Source organism: Aeromonas sp. R2-4 (assembly GCF_040908365.1).
In the GTDB taxonomy this organism is placed as follows: domain Bacteria; phylum Pseudomonadota; class Gammaproteobacteria; order Enterobacterales; family Aeromonadaceae; genus Aeromonas; species Aeromonas veronii.
The window spans coordinates 250,513-265,116 of the sequence record NZ_JBFODO010000018.1; the positions used below are offsets into that span (position 1 = coordinate 250,513).

The 14,604-nt window shown below is 57.9% G+C and carries 15 protein-coding genes and 5 tRNA genes; 11 read left to right on the forward strand and 9 right to left on the reverse strand.

Going from position 1 to position 14,604, the window contains the following annotated elements; translation table 11 throughout:
* Window positions 1-70: 70 nt before the first annotated feature.
* On the reverse strand, window positions 71-658 hold the full coding sequence (locus AB5Z05_RS09570) for an FMN-dependent NADH-azoreductase (RefSeq protein WP_005352326.1): 588 nt from the start codon (window positions 656-658) through the stop codon (window positions 71-73).
* A 225-nt stretch (window positions 659-883) separates the two neighbouring features.
* On the opposite strand from AB5Z05_RS09570, the gene AB5Z05_RS09575 reads away from it, so the two are divergent.
* The 4 genes from AB5Z05_RS09575 to AB5Z05_RS09590 all read left to right on the forward strand — a co-directional run bounded on the left by AB5Z05_RS09575 (window position 884) and on the right by AB5Z05_RS09590 (window position 4,299).
* Window positions 884-1,774 (forward strand): DMT family transporter, encoded by an 891-nt coding sequence (locus tag AB5Z05_RS09575; RefSeq protein ID WP_368151353.1) that lies wholly within the window; start codon window positions 884-886, stop codon window positions 1,772-1,774.
* Between the two features lie 85 nt (window positions 1,775-1,859).
* Window positions 1,860-3,038 carry a formate-dependent phosphoribosylglycinamide formyltransferase gene (purT, locus tag AB5Z05_RS09580; protein WP_368151235.1) on the forward strand — a complete coding sequence of 393 codons (1,179 nt, stop codon included), beginning with the start codon at window positions 1,860-1,862 and terminating at the stop codon, window positions 3,036-3,038.
* A 126-nt stretch (window positions 3,039-3,164) separates the two neighbouring features.
* Window positions 3,165-3,824 (forward strand): hexitol phosphatase HxpB, encoded by a 660-nt coding sequence (hxpB, locus tag AB5Z05_RS09585; RefSeq protein WP_368151237.1) that lies wholly within the window; start codon window positions 3,165-3,167, stop codon window positions 3,822-3,824.
* Window positions 3,825-4,095: 271 nt separating this feature from the next.
* Window positions 4,096-4,299, forward strand: a complete 204-nt coding sequence (locus AB5Z05_RS09590; RefSeq protein WP_106843630.1) for a CPXCG motif-containing cysteine-rich protein — start codon at window positions 4,096-4,098, stop codon at window positions 4,297-4,299.
* A gap of 106 nt (window positions 4,300-4,405) precedes the next feature.
* Here the strand turns inward: AB5Z05_RS09590 and AB5Z05_RS09595 are convergent, their stop codons facing one another.
* On the reverse strand, window positions 4,406-5,023 hold the full coding sequence (locus AB5Z05_RS09595) for a riboflavin synthase subunit alpha (protein WP_279497786.1): 618 nt from the start codon (window positions 5,021-5,023) through the stop codon (window positions 4,406-4,408).
* Window positions 5,024-5,126: 103 nt separating this feature from the next.
* Entirely contained in the window at window positions 5,127-6,029 is a 903-nt protein-coding gene (locus tag AB5Z05_RS09600; protein WP_368151239.1) for a DMT family transporter, read from the reverse strand.
* Between the two features lie 130 nt (window positions 6,030-6,159).
* Here AB5Z05_RS09600 and AB5Z05_RS09605 point away from each other — a divergent pair, with 130 nt between their 5' ends.
* The 7 genes from AB5Z05_RS09605 (at window position 6,160) to AB5Z05_RS09635 (ending at window position 8,542) form a co-directional block, all read left to right on the forward strand.
* Window positions 6,160-6,366, forward strand: coding sequence for a YaeP family protein (locus AB5Z05_RS09605; RefSeq protein ID WP_005336882.1), 207 nt, complete (start codon window positions 6,160-6,162; stop codon window positions 6,364-6,366).
* A 149-nt stretch (window positions 6,367-6,515) separates the two neighbouring features.
* Entirely contained in the window at window positions 6,516-7,895 is a 1,380-nt protein-coding gene (locus AB5Z05_RS09610; RefSeq protein ID WP_040069252.1) for an MATE family efflux transporter, read from the forward strand.
* Window positions 7,896-8,054: 159 nt separating this feature from the next.
* Window positions 8,055-8,131 (forward strand) — tRNA-Val (locus AB5Z05_RS09615).
* 13 nt (window positions 8,132-8,144) lie between these two features.
* A tRNA-Val gene (locus AB5Z05_RS09620) sits at window positions 8,145-8,221 on the forward strand.
* A gap of 18 nt (window positions 8,222-8,239) precedes the next feature.
* Window positions 8,240-8,316 (forward strand) — tRNA-Val (locus tag AB5Z05_RS09625).
* Between the two features lie 34 nt (window positions 8,317-8,350).
* Window positions 8,351-8,427 (forward strand) — tRNA-Val (locus tag AB5Z05_RS09630).
* 38 nt (window positions 8,428-8,465) lie between these two features.
* A tRNA-Val gene (locus tag AB5Z05_RS09635) sits at window positions 8,466-8,542 on the forward strand.
* 165 nt (window positions 8,543-8,707) lie between these two features.
* On the opposite strand, the gene AB5Z05_RS09640 is transcribed toward AB5Z05_RS09635, so the two are convergent.
* The 6 genes from AB5Z05_RS09640 to fadR form a co-directional block, all read right to left on the reverse strand.
* Window positions 8,708-10,543 (reverse strand): sigma 54-interacting transcriptional regulator, encoded by a 1,836-nt coding sequence (locus AB5Z05_RS09640; RefSeq protein WP_227096458.1) that lies wholly within the window; start codon window positions 10,541-10,543, stop codon window positions 8,708-8,710.
* A gap of 283 nt (window positions 10,544-10,826) precedes the next feature.
* On the reverse strand, window positions 10,827-11,291 hold the full coding sequence (locus AB5Z05_RS09645; protein ID WP_076491525.1) for a hypothetical protein: 465 nt from the start codon (window positions 11,289-11,291) through the stop codon (window positions 10,827-10,829).
* A gap of 265 nt (window positions 11,292-11,556) precedes the next feature.
* Window positions 11,557-12,441: an AEC family transporter gene (locus AB5Z05_RS09650; protein ID WP_247822717.1), complete on the reverse strand. Its 885-nt coding sequence runs from the start codon at window positions 12,439-12,441 to the stop codon at window positions 11,557-11,559.
* Between the two features lie 12 nt (window positions 12,442-12,453).
* Window positions 12,454-13,011 (reverse strand): YaeQ family protein, encoded by a 558-nt coding sequence (locus tag AB5Z05_RS09655; protein WP_005336887.1) that lies wholly within the window; start codon window positions 13,009-13,011, stop codon window positions 12,454-12,456.
* Window positions 13,012-13,199: 188 nt separating this feature from the next.
* Window positions 13,200-13,340, reverse strand: a complete 141-nt coding sequence (locus AB5Z05_RS09660; RefSeq protein ID WP_005345965.1) for a TIGR02808 family protein — start codon at window positions 13,338-13,340, stop codon at window positions 13,200-13,202.
* A 265-nt stretch (window positions 13,341-13,605) separates the two neighbouring features.
* Window positions 13,606-14,319, reverse strand: a complete 714-nt coding sequence (gene fadR, locus AB5Z05_RS09665; protein ID WP_026034983.1) for a fatty acid metabolism transcriptional regulator FadR — start codon at window positions 14,317-14,319, stop codon at window positions 13,606-13,608.
* Window positions 14,320-14,604: the final 285 nt, after the last annotated feature.

The window sequence follows — 14,604 nt, forward strand, 5'->3', positions numbered from 1 at the left end:
TGTATCTGGCGGGGCAACCCCTTGAAGAGATAACCCCTGACGGGATAGAGAGCCCTTATAGAGAGAGCCCTTAGATAGCCAGAGCCTCAAGCTGCGCTTTGGCTGCTTCCATCCCCTTGCTCTGCGCATCCGGGCCCATACCCATCCCCTCGGCGTAGATGAAATCCACCTCTTTGATACCGATGAAACCGAGCACGGTACGCATGTAGGGAGTGACCAGATCGGTGGCGCTGCCAACGTGCATGCCGCCACGGGGGCTGATCACCAGCGCACGGGTATTTTCAACCATACCCACCGGACCGGTCTCGGTGTAGCGGAAGGTGACGCCAGCACGAGCTACCAGATCGATCCAGTTTTTCAGCTGGGTCGGGATGTTGAAGTTGTACATGGGGGCCGCAATCACCACCAAGTCGCTTGCTTTGAGTTCGGCGATCAGCTCGTCGGACTGGGCGATCACCGCCAGTTGACGTTCATTGAGGTTGTCACCACCGCGCAGGCCGGAGGCCAACTCGCCATCCAGCACCGGCAGGTTGAGGGCAGCCAGATCACGCACGGTGACGGCATCATCCTGATGATCAGCCAGGAAACCGTCGATCAGGGCGTTGGATTGGGAATATTGACCCAGGATGCTGGATTTGAGTACGAGGATATTGGCCATGGTGAAACTCCATTTGGTTGTCGGTTGAACAGCTTGGCTGTCGATGGAGGTCACTCTAAACATTGTGCTTATTTGCTGATAGCAAAAATAGATGCTCAACTTGTTCAAAATTTTTGATGCAAGGCCACTTCCTCGCCAGCCAGCCCCGCGACCGCGCTTCAACCCTTGGCAGAACAAACGATTGCCGTTATGATCCGCCGCACTTTTTCCAGCGACCCGGATCCCATGGTACCCTCGCGCAGGCACTCTCCTCTGGCCGGTGCAGTCTGGATGATGGTGGCAGGACTCTGCTTCGCCGCCGTCAACAGCCTGAGCCAGTATGTCAGCTTCAAACTCGGCCTTGCCTCTACCCAGGTCGCCTTCCATCAATACCTGATCGCCCTGATCTGCCTGTTGCCCTGGCTGGTTCGTCATGGCTTGCGCCAATCCCTGATGACCAATCAGTTCCGGTTGCACCTGTTGCGGGTGCTGCTGGCAGTGATCGGCATCCAGCTCTGGCTCTGGGCACTGGCGTACCCCGTCCCCATCTGGCAGGGGATCGCCCTGCTGATGACCTCACCGCTGTTTGCCACCCTAGGCTCCGCCCTGCTGCTCAAGGAGCAGGTGAGCCGCGCCCGCATTCTGGCCACCCTGGCGGGCTTTGCCGGCGCCATGCTGATCCTTGCCCCCTGGACTGACGAATTCAACTGGGCCTCCCTGCTGCCGGTGGCGGCGGCGCTATTCTGGGCAGGTTACTCCCTGATGGTGCGCTATCAGGCAGCCAACGAATCATCCCACACCATCGTGGTCTATCTGCTTATTTTCAGTACCCCGTTCAACGTCATGCTGGCCCTGCCGGAGTGGCAGTGGCCGAGCGAGAGCCAGTGGCTGCTGGTAGCCGCCTCCGGTGTGCTGACGGCACTGGCCCAGATGTCCATCGCGCGCGCTTACAGCGTGGCAGAGGCCTCCTTCGTGCAGCCTTTCGATTTTGCCAAGCTGCCGATGAACGTGCTGGCGGGCTGGCTGGTCTTTGGCTGGGCTCCTCCCGGCCGTCTGTGGCTTGGCGCCGCCATCATCATTGGCGCCATTACCTTGCTGACCCATCTGGAGCAGCGCGCTCACAAACCCGTTTCCTGAGGTACGCCATGCGTGCCTCTTTTTTTGTCCGCTATTTGTGTAATAGCGATCATCAACAATGACCATCGACATCAGGAGAGATCGTATGTTTGGAACCGCAACCCGCCCCGGCGCCACCCGTGCCCTGCTGCTGGGCTCCGGCGAACTTGGCAAGGAGGTCGCCATCGAGTTGCAACGCTTCGGGATCGAAGTGATCGCCGCCGACCGCTACCCCAATGCCCCCGCCATGCAGGTGGCCCACACTGCCCACGTGCTGGACATGCTCGATGGCAACGCCCTGTGTACCCTGGTTGCCAAGGTTAAACCCGACCTCATCATCCCCGAGATTGAAGCGATTGCCACCGATACCCTTGCTGCCCTTGAGCAAGAGGGGGTCAAGGTAGTGCCCAACGCCCGCGCTACCCAGCTCACCATGAACCGGGAAGGGATCCGCCGCCTCGCCGCCGAGACCCTGGGTCTGCCCACCTCACCCTACCGTTTTGCCCAGAGCAAGGAGGAGTTTGTTGCCGCAGTTGAAGCCATCGGCCTGCCCTGCGTGGTGAAACCTGTGATGAGCTCGTCCGGCAAGGGGCAGAGCGTACTGCGCGATCTCGCCAAGCTGGATGAGAGCTGGACCTACGCCCAGGAGGGTGGCCGCGCTGGCCGTGGCAAGGTGATCGTTGAGGGCTTCGTTCCCTTCGAGTACGAGATCACCCTGCTCACGGTACGCGCCGTCGATGGCATTCACTTCTGCGAGCCGATCGGCCACCGGCAGGAAGATGGCGACTACCGCGAATCCTGGCAGCCGCAGGTGATGAGCGAGCTGGCTCTGGCCCGATCCAAAGAGGTAGCGGCCAAGGTGGTCGAGGCCCTCGGTGGTTACGGCCTGTTCGGAGTCGAGCTCTTTATAAAAAGCGATGAAGTGTGGTTCAGCGAAGTCTCGCCGCGCCCCCACGATACCGGCATGGTGACCCTGATCTCTCAGGATCTCTCCGAGTTCGCCCTGCACGTGCGCGCCATTCTGGGGCTGCCGGTCGGCACCATCACCCAGTACGGGCCGAGCGCCTCTGCCGTGGTACTGCGCGAAGGGCACAGCCAGAATATCCGCTATCAGGGGATTGGTGAGGCATTGGCGCTGGTGCCGGGTGCCCAGCTGCGGCTGTTTGGCAAGCCGGAGATCGCCGGTCGCCGCCGTCTTGGCGTGGCGCTGGCCCGCGCAGCGGATTGCCAGGATGCGGTGGAAAAAGCCAAAGCCGTGGCCGCCAAGGTCGAAGTACTGTTCTAAGGGCTTGTTTGCCACAGCAAAACAAACGTTTACCGATGTGATCGGGCGCAAGGGGCATGGCAATGCCCCTTTTGCATTTGCCCGTCAGGCTTATAATCCCCTCTTCAAATTTGTCAGGAGTACAAGATGTTAGCTGCCGTGATCTTCGATATGGATGGTGTTCTGATCGACTCGGAACCCTTTTGGCAACGGGCCCAGATCGCCGTTTTCTCCGAACTGGGCCACCCCCACACGGTAGAGGATTGTGAATCGACCATCGGCGTGCGCATCGATCAGCTGGTTGCCCACTGGTATCGCCTGCGCCCATGGAGCGGCCCGACTCAGGAAGAGGTGGTACAGCGCATTCTGGATCAGGTCAACGCCCTGATCCTCTCCGAAGGTCAGGCCAAAGCCGGTGTGCTGGAGGCGCTCGACCTTATTGAAGCCCGCGGCCTGAAAGTGGGTCTGGCCACCTCCTCCCCCTTTGCGATGGTAGAAGCGGTGCTCGGCAAACTTGGCATTCGCGATCGCTTTATGGTGGTTCACTCCGCTGAAGTAGAGCGTTTCGGCAAACCGCACCCGGATGTCTACATCCACGCCGCCGAGAAGCTGGGAGTGGAACCGGTACACTGTCTGGCCATCGAAGATAGCTTTACCGGTCTGCTGGCGGCCAAGGCGGCCTCCATGACCGCGCTGATCGTGCCGGATCCAGCTTTAGTGGGTGACTCACGCTTGGCCATCGCCAACTACCAGCTCGGCTCGCTGGCCGAACTCAATGCCGACATGTTGGCCAGCTGGGTCAAATAGCGCCTATCGGTGCCTTGTTGCGCTCGCATTCTCATACTCGCGGGGGGCTCCAGCCCCCTGTGATTGCCAAACAACTATTGGCAATCCCCCTCTTTTCACTCGTCATTCACAACCAGATTGTTCTTCTCGCACACGACCACTCCAGCCGGTTTCACCTTGCCATCCCTCAGGCTTGATCTCTGTCATAAACGTGCGTTTGCTCGCGGTTAACCCCCTGCAGCCCGACTAGAATCAGGGTAGATAGGCGGCCTCATGGCCCGAGGAGGTTATCATGATCGAGTACACCAGCAAGCGCATCGTCTGCCCTCACTGTGGCCACCATACCCGGGTCGAGCTGGATGCCAGTCAGGGTGATCAGGAGTTTTACGAAGATTGCATGGCCTGTTGCAATCCGATCCACCTGCGGCTTCACCTCGACGAAGCCCGCGACTGCTTGCAGCTGTTTGTGGATGCGGATGACGAGCAACTGTTTTGATTGCGAGTCATAAAAAGTTGAGTGGATATTTTCACCATGTAAATAACAAGGGCCTGCGCACTGCAGGCCCTTGCTTATGAGGCGATTGAAACCGAGCCGTTTCCTTTCAGTGACCCCCGCGCGCCGCCAGTACCCGCTCCACCGTATCGACGATGGCCTGAGTCTGGGGATCGATCTCGATATTGGTCTGCCAGCCAGCCTTGACCCAACCCAGGTTGGTGCGGGCCAGGGTCTCGGGGATCAGGTGGACGCAGAACTCCCGCTCGCGCACCTCGCCGATGGTCAGACTGATACCGTCGATGCCGATGTACCCCTTGGTCAGCACATATTTCATCAGCTCGGAAGCGAGGCGATACCACACCTGACGGTTGTTGGGCGTATCGATCACCGAGGTAACCTCTGCCATGCCGATGATATGGCCAGACATGGCATGACCGCCGATCTCGTCACCAAAGCGGGCAGCCCGCTCCACATTGACCTTGTCCCCCACCTTTAACAGGCCGAGGTTGGTGAGACGCAGGGTCTCCTGCATCAAATCGAAGCTGACCAGCTCCCCCTCGACCCGGGTAACGGTCAGGCAGCAGCCGTTGTGAGCGACCGAGGCGCCGAGGGCCAGCCCTTCCCCCCACGCCAAGCTTGGCATGCGGATCACGTGGGTACGAAATGAAGCACTCTCTTCGATGGCGACCAGTTCGGCCACACCTTGCACAATTCCGGTAAACATCATCACCTCTTTGTTTCTGGTAACACGCTCTGTTTTTTATCGCGGCCTGTGGCCGCTTCTTTTACATAATCCGTTTTTTACACAATTCGTTTCGTACAAACTGTCACACCTGCTCCGCCGCCTCAGACCGCGCCTGCACACGAGCCCGGCGCTGGGAATGGATGACCACTATGCCAGCCAGCACGATGAGTAGACACCCCGCCATACTACTGACGGTCGGCATTTCACCAAACATCAGATAGCCGCAGAGGGTAGAAAAAAAGATCTGGAAATAGAAGAAGGGCGCCAGAGTAGAGGCCTGCGCATACTGCATCGCCTTGATAAGGCAATATTGGGAGAGCAGGGTCACCACCGGTAGCGCCAGCAGATAGGGCCAGTCGGCAAGCGCCGGAAAGCGCCACAGTGCAGGCTGCCAGCAGAGTGCGACCATTGCCACCATCCCCAGCATGAAGCAGGTGACGATCAGGATATCGAGGGTGGTCAGACGTGGATCCACCAGCTTGGTGATGAGGTTGTAGCCGGTGTTGGCCAGTACAATGACCAGTGGCAGCAGATAGTAGAGGTTCGCGTCGCCCCCGTCAGGATGGGTCACCACCAGCACGCCAAACAACCCCAACAGCACGGCCGCCACCTTGGCCCGGGTCAGACGCTCCCTGAAAAAGATCACGCCCGCCACCACGAAGGCCAGCGAACCAAGCTGGCAGATGATGGTGTAGACGTTGAGCGGTACATGGGCCAGCGCAATCACCGAGACCAGCGCACAGACCAGAAACAGCAGCGAGCGCAACAATAGCCAGCGATCCACCGCCAGCAGCGCCGACATGGTGCGCCTTGGCAACAACAGCAGCAGACCGAGGAAAGGAACAAAGAAGCGAAACCAGACCATCTCCATCACGGAGTAGCCATGGAGTACCAGATATTTGTCCGCGCCATCCTTAAGCGTCAGAGCGAGAAGTGCAAACAGCGTCAGGAAGATCGCCAGTGAGTTGCGCGAAGAGAGCAGCATCAAAGAGGCCGAAACAGGAAAAGGGGGTAATCAAACTAACGGGCTTGCCGTAAATTACAACCGTGAGACTGACAAAATGGGAGCAAAACCGCTATATTTGCTCGCCTTTTTACTTTCAAGGAAGCAAATCATGATGGTTTATGAGTGCTGTGAAGCGATCCGTATCGCCTATAACCAGATTGGCTCCGGCGAGCAGGGCTATGTGCCAAACGCCATCGCCGCCACCATCCGTGCCCTCAACGCGGTCGCCGCCGATGAGCGGGTGCCCGCCGAACTGCGCGAACAGGCTGCCTATGCCGCAGCCAACCTGCTGATCAGCGATCACGAAGACGCCTGATCCTGCCCCTTGGGGTGGCAACTATTTCGTCTTGGCTGAATTTCAGGCTAGAATGCCTCCCCCACCCTTTGCACTTTCATCCGAAAGTGCAAAGGCTCTTCCCGATTTCCGCTCTTTTTTACTCTTATCTGATCCACTCGGAGGTGTCAGTGCAACGTTATTGGTCCGAGGCGAAGCAGCTCGTCCGTCTAGCCAGCCCCATTCTGGTCGCCCAGGTGGCCCAGGTCGCCATGAACTTCGTCGATACCGTGATGGCGGGTCAGGTGAGTGCAGTCGATCTGGCCGCCGTGTCGGTGGCGTCCAGCTTCTGGCTACCGGTGATCCTGCTGGTGCAGGGGATCATCATGGCGCTCACCCCCATCGTCTCCCAGCTCAATGGCGCCCGTAAACGCGAAGCCATTCGCCCGGCCGTTCATCAGGGTTTCTGGCTGGCACTGATCGTCACCCCGCTGGCGATGATTGCGCTTTATTACAGCCCGCTGGCGTTGCAGTTCATGGATGTGGAGCCGGTGATGGCGGCCAAGACCACTGGTTATCTGCACGCAATCCTGTGGGGCCTGCCCGCCTTCGTGATGTTCCAGGTGCTGCGCAACTTCAGTGAGGGGCTCTCCCACACCATGCCTACCATGGTGATCGGCTTTGTCGGGCTGGCGGTCAATATTCCCGCCAACTACATCTTCATTCACGGCCACTTCGGCATGCCGAAACTGGGCGGGGTGGGTTGTGGCGTGGCCACGGCCATCGTGCTGTGGGCAATGCTGCTGGCGATGATCCTCTATGTGAAGCTCTCCCGTCACTTCACCGAGATCCGCCTCTTCTCCCAGCTGGCTCGCCCCAACGGCAGCCGGATCTGGCGCTTGTTCCGCTTGGGCTTCCCCATCGCCATGGCGATCTTCTGCGAGGTGACCCTGTTTACCGTGGTGGCCCTGATGCTGGCCCCCTTCGGTGCCGAGACGGTGGCGAGTCACCAGATTGCCCTCAACTTCTCCAGCCTGGTCTTTATGTTGCCCCTCTCCATCGGGGTGGGTGTCACCATCCGGGTCGGCCACAGCATAGGTGAAGGGCAGCCCCATCATGCTCGGGTAGCGGCTCGCACCGGCTTGATGCTGGGGATGGCCATCGCCGCTGCCACTGCCGCCATGACGGTGCTGCTGCGCGAGCAGATCGCCTCCATCTATACCGATGATCAGCAGGTGATCGTCCTGGCTGCCATTTTGCTGTTCTTCGCCGCCATCTATCAAATCTCCGACTCGGTGCAGGTGGTCGCGGCCGCCGCACTGCGCGGTTACAAGGATACCCAGGCGATCTTCTACGTCACCATCGTCGCCTACTGGGGACTGGGGCTGCCCACCGGCATGATCCTGGGTCTCACCGACTGGCTGGTGCCGCGGATGGGGCCGCAGGGTTTCTGGATCGGCTTTATCGTCGGCCTCACCAGTGCGGCCCTGATGCTGGGGGCGAGATTGCGCTACATCTATGGCCGTTTTGCCACTCCGGAGGCATGCACTACCCTGTCGCGATCTCAGTAACAGGGCTTGGCAAGCGACAACTCGCCTGCAAAATCAACAGGCTGCGCAAGAACTGGGCAAACAGTCTCCTTTGTGCATATGGCCTGTTGACAGCCTTGGGGGGCATGGGTAGTATGCCGACCACGTCAGCAGCGCTGGCGTAGTGAAGTAAGAGAAAGTGGGTTTATAGCTCAGTTGGTTAGAGCACTACCTTGACATGGTAGGGGTCGTTGGTTCGAATCCAATTAAACCCACCACTTTTTCTGTGATGCGTCCTTAGCTCAGCTGGTTAGAGCACCACCTTGACATGGTGGGGGTCGGTGGTTCGAATCCACTAGGACGCACCATTACAGAACACTGATTATGCGTCCTTAGCTCAGCTGGTTAGAGCATCACCTTGACATGGTGGGGGTCGGTGGTTCGAATCCACTAGGACGCACCATTCAGTTTCAAAACTTTGCAGTTATTCCAGATGTGGGTTTATAGCTCAGTTGGTTAGAGCACTACCTTGACATGGTAGGGGTCGTTGGTTCGAATCCAATTAAACCCACCACTTCTGCATAAAGAAATAAAAGTCGCATTGCGTACCCTGCGTCCTTAGCTCAGCTGGTTAGAGCATCACCTTGACATGGTGGGGGTCGGTGGTTCGAATCCACTAGGACGCACCAAATTAAAAAAGCCCGCTCATCGAGCGGGCTTTTTGCATTCTGTCCGCCCCCCCCTTCCCCGCCAATCTGTTCATCACCGACCGGGCAATGGCGCAGAACCTTGTTCCCATAAAAAACCCGTGTCGTCTGATAAACGACACGGGCCGGATAGATGTCGCCAGCGCCTCAGCTCTGCACGGCAATCTCGTACTTCTTTATCTTGCGATAGAGGGTAGCAATCCCAATCCCCAGCGCCTGTGCGGCCAGTTTCTTGTTGCCGAGCCGCTGCAGGGTCTCTTCTATCATCTGTTTCTCCATGCTCTCAAGGCCGCTCTCACCAGGGACGGGTTCAGGCAGTTTCTCCGGCGTGGCGGCGAGCGGCGCTGTGGCAGGCACATTGAACGCCGCATCCAGATTGGTCACCGGGATCGACTGGGCGGAGACGTGATGGGGCTCCTGATTGCGGATGATGTTGGGGGGCAGCAGGCTGGCGTCAATCACCTCGCCCGCCTGGCTGACGTTGACCAGATATTCGATGAGGTTGCTGAGCTCGCGCACGTTGCCCGGCCAGCGATACCCCTTGAGCAGCGCCATCACCTCGGGTGCCAGACCGGGATAGACGATGCCGATCCGGCTGGTGTGCAGGTTGAGGAAGTAGTGGGTCAGCAGCTCCACGTCCCCTTCCCGCTCCCGCAGTGGCGGCAGGTTGAGGGGGATGACGTTGATGCGGTAGTAGAGATCCTCGCGAAACTTCCCTTCGGCGATGTATTGATCGAGATGCTGGTGAGTGGCGGCGATGATGCGGATATCCACCGGCACCGGTCGGCTGGCCCCGATGGGGGTCACCTCCCGCAGCTCCAGCACTCGCAGCAGCTTGGCCTGCATGGTGAGCGGCATGTCGCCAATCTCGTCGAGGAACAGGGTGCCCTGATGGGCCGCCTGAATAAGGCCCTGCTTGCCGCCGCTGGAAGCGCCGGTAAAGGAGCCCTTCACATAGCCAAACAGCTCGCTCTCCAGCAGTTGTTCGGGAATGGCGGCACAGTTGATGGCAATAAAAGGCTTGTCCTGACGCGGACTGAGGCGATGGACGGCGCGGGCCACCACTTCTTTACCGGTGCCGCTCTCGCCACAAATCAGCACGCTGGAGGGACTCTGGGCGATGCGGTGCAGCAGTCGTTTGAGGGTGCGCATCGGCTTGCTCTCGCCGATCAGCTGATCGATCCGCACATCCGGATCCGGCTCCTGAACCTGACCGGAGTGGGACTGGTGAAACGCCATCAGAAAGAGCTGCTGGCCCTGCACATGATGTAGCTGGCCGATGATCAGCTCCTGACGACCTTCAAAAGTGATGATGTGCTGAAGATGACCACTCAGCCCCTGCTGGGAGAAGGTGAGCGGGCGGATCCCCACTTCGCGCCCCTGCAGCTGTTCCTGCTGGCAACCCAGATGATGGAGTGCCGCCTCGTTGGCGTAGAGCAATTGACTCTTGTCATCGAGCAGCAGGCAACCCTGATCCATATTGGTCATCAGATTGAGGAACACCTTGTTGACCCCGTCCGACAGCCCGCGTGAATCGAGCAACTTGGCCACAAAGATAGTGGAAATGTGGCGCACATAGTCGCACACATCCTGCAGATTGTTGTTGAGGCGCGCCTGCTGCTCGTCGCTGAAGGCCACCAGACTGATCACCCCTATGCAGCGCTCGTCCACCATGATGGGCACCCCGAGGAAGGCGCGCTCACGGCAGCTCTCCTTGCAGGTACAGCCGTCACACACGGGATCATCGCTGGTGTGGGTAACGATCTTCTCCCGCTGATTATCAATCACATAGCGCAGCAGGCGGGAATCCCCCTCCAGCTGACGTCCGAAGAACTTGCCATAGGGCCCGGTGCCAGCCACCCGAACCATATCGGCATCCACAATCTCGACCTCAAGCTGCAGCACACTCGCCAGCATCTTGGCAAAGCGCAAGATGGTCGGCTGGATCTGCATCAACAGACACTGGTTGCTCACGGATCTCATCCATCATTCCTTTTTGTTCTTGTTATCCTCCCCCTAAAGGGAGTCATGCTGGCCAGATACTAAGGGATATCAGGGGGAACTACTTCGGGGGGGATCACGAAAAGGGAAAAAGATCCGCATCCTCCGCGACTTCAGAGGCACAGATAAAATTCAATAAAAACATAAAGATGAAAACACATGCAGCAAGATAAACCACTCGGGACAGCCAAGCCTGCAGATCTGCGGAATCCATCGACAAATCATGCTGAAGGTGGGAAAAACAGCCACTGAAATGGCGTTTGGCTCACGCGCCACGTACCTGTTTCAAGACTTGACACTCATGGTCGAAATCCGCTTTATCTTGCGGCTGAATGTAACTTTGCCAGCGGGCAAACAGCTCGGCCGTCGGATAACGATGCAGACGAATACCGGTACGATAGAGTTTGGGAAAAAGTGGGTCTGGCTGGGATCTCACGACCAGACCGCGCAGCTTCTCGCCAGAGGGAATGGCAATCACCAGCTCATCACCCTCTTTCAACCGTATGGCCCCCAGAATGCCAATGCCGCCGATGGCTATGTCGCGCACCACCACATAGGGCACAGGGTTGAGCAACTCCAAAAACCAGTTGCGACGGCTGCATTCTGCCTTGTAACCACCGCCACTGAGGATAAAACGGCGGTGTCTGCGCCAGTCATAACCGGTAGGCAATGCCGGGTCATAGCGCGATTTTGCCTGCCCCACAGGATCAGATTGCTCACTTGTGCTCATCCGGTTTCCCTCACTGGCATTGGTTGAACAGTGTCAGTCAGCTCTTTTTCATACTATAGCTGTCACCCTTAGGCTCGGGGCTCAGGGGCCGGATACGGGGACGACAGATATATTACGGAGGCAATGATGGACAGAGATGGCATGGAAAAGCTTGCTGATCCTGATAGGCTAACTTTCCCCTGCAAGGATGAGATGCGAACGACTGTGACTCGGTTCGATCAAGCATTGCACAGTGAATTGCACCGCCGCACCGATGCAATCTGACTTAGCCAGGCAGATGAAGTGCCAACCAGACCGCCAGCGGGATCACCAGCACAGAGAGGGCATTACCGCCGAGCACGATACTGGCCACCTTGTCCGGCTGGCAGTGATACTGCTCGCAGAGCATGTAATTCAACACAGCAGGAGGCAAGGAAACCGACAACATCAACAGCGGGATCCACTCCGTCTTGAGGGGCAACAGCCAGATCGCCAGCAGCAGCGACAATCCCCCCGCCAGCAGATAGAGCAGGTTGCACTTGAGCGCGAGGCCAAGGTGATCAAGCTCCCCCTCCATCAGGCGAATACCCAGCGCAAAGAGCATCAGGGGCACCGAGATCTGGCCAAGCAGCGAGGCCGTGGTCACCACATATTCCGGCAACGTGATATGCAGGTTGGCCACCAGCAAACCGGCCAGCGCGGACCACAGCACCGGGCTGCGCAGCCACAGCCAGCGGGAGGTATTGGCAGAGAGGATAAACATACCGACCGAGAAGTGCAGCAGATTGGAGAGCACAAAAAGGATCACAATGGCCCCCAGTTGCTGCTCGCCGAATGCCAGCACCATCAAGGGGATACCGAGATTGCCGGTATTTCGGAACATGGCGGGCAAGATCAGGGCTGCCCGCTCAATCCCTTTGAGTTTGAACAACGCAAGCAGCAGACCGGGTAACAGAATAACCAGCGCCCCCGCCGCAATCAGCGGCATATGCTCCGCCAGCGCCAGCGGATACTTGACCAACGCTGAGAAGACCAGCGCCGGGGTAAACAGCTCGATATTGGCCCGATTGACGTAACCGAGCGCGGCCCCCGGTCGCAATCGCCCGTAGAGGGCGCCGAGCCCGACCACACCGAACACCGGAATGACGATATTGAGCAAGGCGCTGAACATGGGCGGCGTCCGTTACAGTTCGCGGGCCGGTTTGCCCATCAGCACCACCGGATCCAGCGTCACTTCCAGTGCGCCGTTACTTACCCAGAGCTGACCATCGGAGATAGTGCAGGTGAGCTGCATGGTGCGCTCGACCATGGCGGTGAGCGGCAGAGTCTGGCTGTCGGAGAGTTCGATGATGCTGAGGTTGTCATGCTGGCTCAGCTTGCCCTGGTTCTGCTTCCACCAGACGCTGGTGCCACGACCGCCGTAGAGGTAGAGCACCACCTGACGAGCACGGTTACAGGCCTTTTTCAGCCGTTTTTCATCGGGTTGGCCCAGCTCGATCCAGAGCTCTATTTCGTCCGAGTAGTTCTTGCACCAGAGCTCGGGTTCGTCATCGGCGCTCAATCCCTTGGTGAACTCCAGTCGCTCAGCGGCGTGCCAGGCAAAAGCCGCCAGCCGGATCATCATCCGCTCATCGGTTTCGGAGGGGTGGCGCGCCAGCGTGAGGGAGAAGTCCTGATACAGATTGCGATCCATATCAGACAAACTGATCTGGGCCTTGAATACGGTTGCCTTGAGAGCCATAGAAAACCTTGAACACCTGATAAGAGAAGGGTGAGTGGGAAATACGGGCGCCAGTGTAATCAAAATCGGCGGCAGGTTCGACCATCCTGACCAAAGATTTCCCCTTCCCTGCCGGGATAAGTGCTTTAAAAGACACAAAAAACAAATGCCAGTCCGAAGACTGGCATTTGGCGGCATGGAGAAGCGACTCACTTCTCGGCGGACTGTACCCCGAACGCGTTCAGCAGCATGCAACAGGTCACTGCCACCGCCACGAATCCGCTCAGAAAGATAAAGGGCATGGCCCCGTATCCCAGTACTGTCCAGATGGTGTGTTCAAGAAGACTCATTGTTGTGTCCTTCATCCGGTGAAAGGTGTGTTCCTTCTGGCGGATATTGGCTCCGCTCTTGATGCCTCCATTTGACCTCAATCAGCGGTTGGGTCCTATGCCACCAAAGTGATAAATGCAGGGTTCATTTGCGCTGGATCAAGCTTTTTGGCCAAATATCCATGCAGTTCAAGCAATTACCATCACCAATCTAGGATAGACACAAACACGGCAGAATAAAAAAACGCGCCGGATGGCGCGTTTCTTGGACAGCACAGGCAAGGGATCAGTTGTCGCACAGATCGCTTGGCATGTCCTGACGCAGGCGTGTCCACAGCTTGCCGGACTCGATACCGTACTGACGCACCGTCATGAACACGGCTTCGTGGTTCTTGGTCTCGGCCAGATTGAGCAGGGTCTTGTAGTAGGCATCTGCGGTCTCGCGGGCCTGCTTGTCGGAGAAGTAGTAGCTGCCAACCCGGCTGTACAACCCTTTGAAACCGTTCAGGATCAAAGCGTAGATCGGATTGCCGGAAGCAAACGCCAGCTGGTGGTGCAGGCGATAATCGAACTCGGCATAAGCCTGGGCGTTGTTCTCGACCCCATCGGCGCCACGCAGGATCTCGGCGGCCTGTTCCGGATTGTGACGGATCGCCCCGCGAATAAAGATGGTGCAGATGTGAGTACGGGCTGAGAGCAGCTGAGCTATCAGATCAGGTACCTTGTCCTGATCCAGACGGGCCAACGTCTCCAGAATATTGAGGCCGGAGGTTTCCCAGAAATTGTTCACCTTGGTCGGCTTGCCATGCTGTATGGTCAACCAGCCATCACGGGCCAGTCGCTGCAGCACTTCGCGCAAGGTCGTCCGCGTCACCCCGATCAACTCGGATAATTCACGCTCGGCGGGCAGAATAGATCCGGGAGGAAAGCGATTGTTCCAGATGGACTCGATGATGTATTCCTCGGCAAACCCAGCTGGGCTCTGCGCTTTTATAACCATGAATTGACTCTGTTGTAATGCGTAAAAAGGCTGACGAATGATATCAAAGCGATGATGGCTGGCAAGCATAAGGTCAGTCCTCTGCTCACATATGGCAAATATAGTGCTGGGAATATGTATCTAATCGCCGCAGGGGAGCCAGCCAACCCCGACAAGGTGGTTATAAAACAGACACATGGGCAGAGATCCATCGGCTATCATTTATAATCGTCACGCTTTTTGATTAAAATCACGAGGAATCAGACAGATAAAGGCCAACATCGGGAGGCACAGGTCGAATCATCC

Excerpts from the sequence above, each read along its gene's own strand:
- AB5Z05_RS09570 (WP_005352326.1), bottom strand. The coding sequence starts at position 658 with ATGGCCAATATCCTCGTACTCAAATCCAGCATCCTGGGTCAATATTCC.
- AB5Z05_RS09575 (WP_368151353.1), top strand. The coding sequence starts at position 884 with ATGGTACCCTCGCGCAGGCACTCTCCTCTGGCCGGTGCAGTCTGGATG.
- purT (WP_368151235.1), top strand. The coding sequence starts at position 1,860 with ATGTTTGGAACCGCAACCCGCCCCGGCGCCACCCGTGCCCTGCTGCTG.
- hxpB (WP_368151237.1), top strand. The coding sequence starts at position 3,165 with ATGTTAGCTGCCGTGATCTTCGATATGGATGGTGTTCTGATCGACTCG.
- AB5Z05_RS09590 (WP_106843630.1), top strand. The coding sequence starts at position 4,096 with ATGATCGAGTACACCAGCAAGCGCATCGTCTGCCCTCACTGTGGCCAC.
- AB5Z05_RS09595 (WP_279497786.1), bottom strand. The coding sequence starts at position 5,023 with ATGTTTACCGGAATTGTGCAAGGTGTGGCCGAACTGGTCGCCATCGAA.
- AB5Z05_RS09600 (WP_368151239.1), bottom strand. The coding sequence starts at position 6,029 with ATGCTGCTCTCTTCGCGCAACTCACTGGCGATCTTCCTGACGCTGTTT.
- AB5Z05_RS09605 (WP_005336882.1), top strand. The coding sequence starts at position 6,160 with ATGATGGTTTATGAGTGCTGTGAAGCGATCCGTATCGCCTATAACCAG.
- AB5Z05_RS09640 (WP_227096458.1), bottom strand. The coding sequence starts at position 10,543 with ATGAGATCCGTGAGCAACCAGTGTCTGTTGATGCAGATCCAGCCGACC.
- AB5Z05_RS09645 (WP_076491525.1), bottom strand. The coding sequence starts at position 11,291 with ATGAGCACAAGTGAGCAATCTGATCCTGTGGGGCAGGCAAAATCGCGC.
- AB5Z05_RS09650 (WP_247822717.1), bottom strand. The coding sequence starts at position 12,441 with ATGTTCAGCGCCTTGCTCAATATCGTCATTCCGGTGTTCGGTGTGGTC.
- AB5Z05_RS09655 (WP_005336887.1), bottom strand. The coding sequence starts at position 13,011 with ATGGCTCTCAAGGCAACCGTATTCAAGGCCCAGATCAGTTTGTCTGAT.
- AB5Z05_RS09660 (WP_005345965.1), bottom strand. The coding sequence starts at position 13,340 with ATGAGTCTTCTTGAACACACCATCTGGACAGTACTGGGATACGGGGCC.
- fadR (WP_026034983.1), bottom strand. The coding sequence starts at position 14,319 with ATGGTTATAAAAGCGCAGAGCCCAGCTGGGTTTGCCGAGGAATACATC.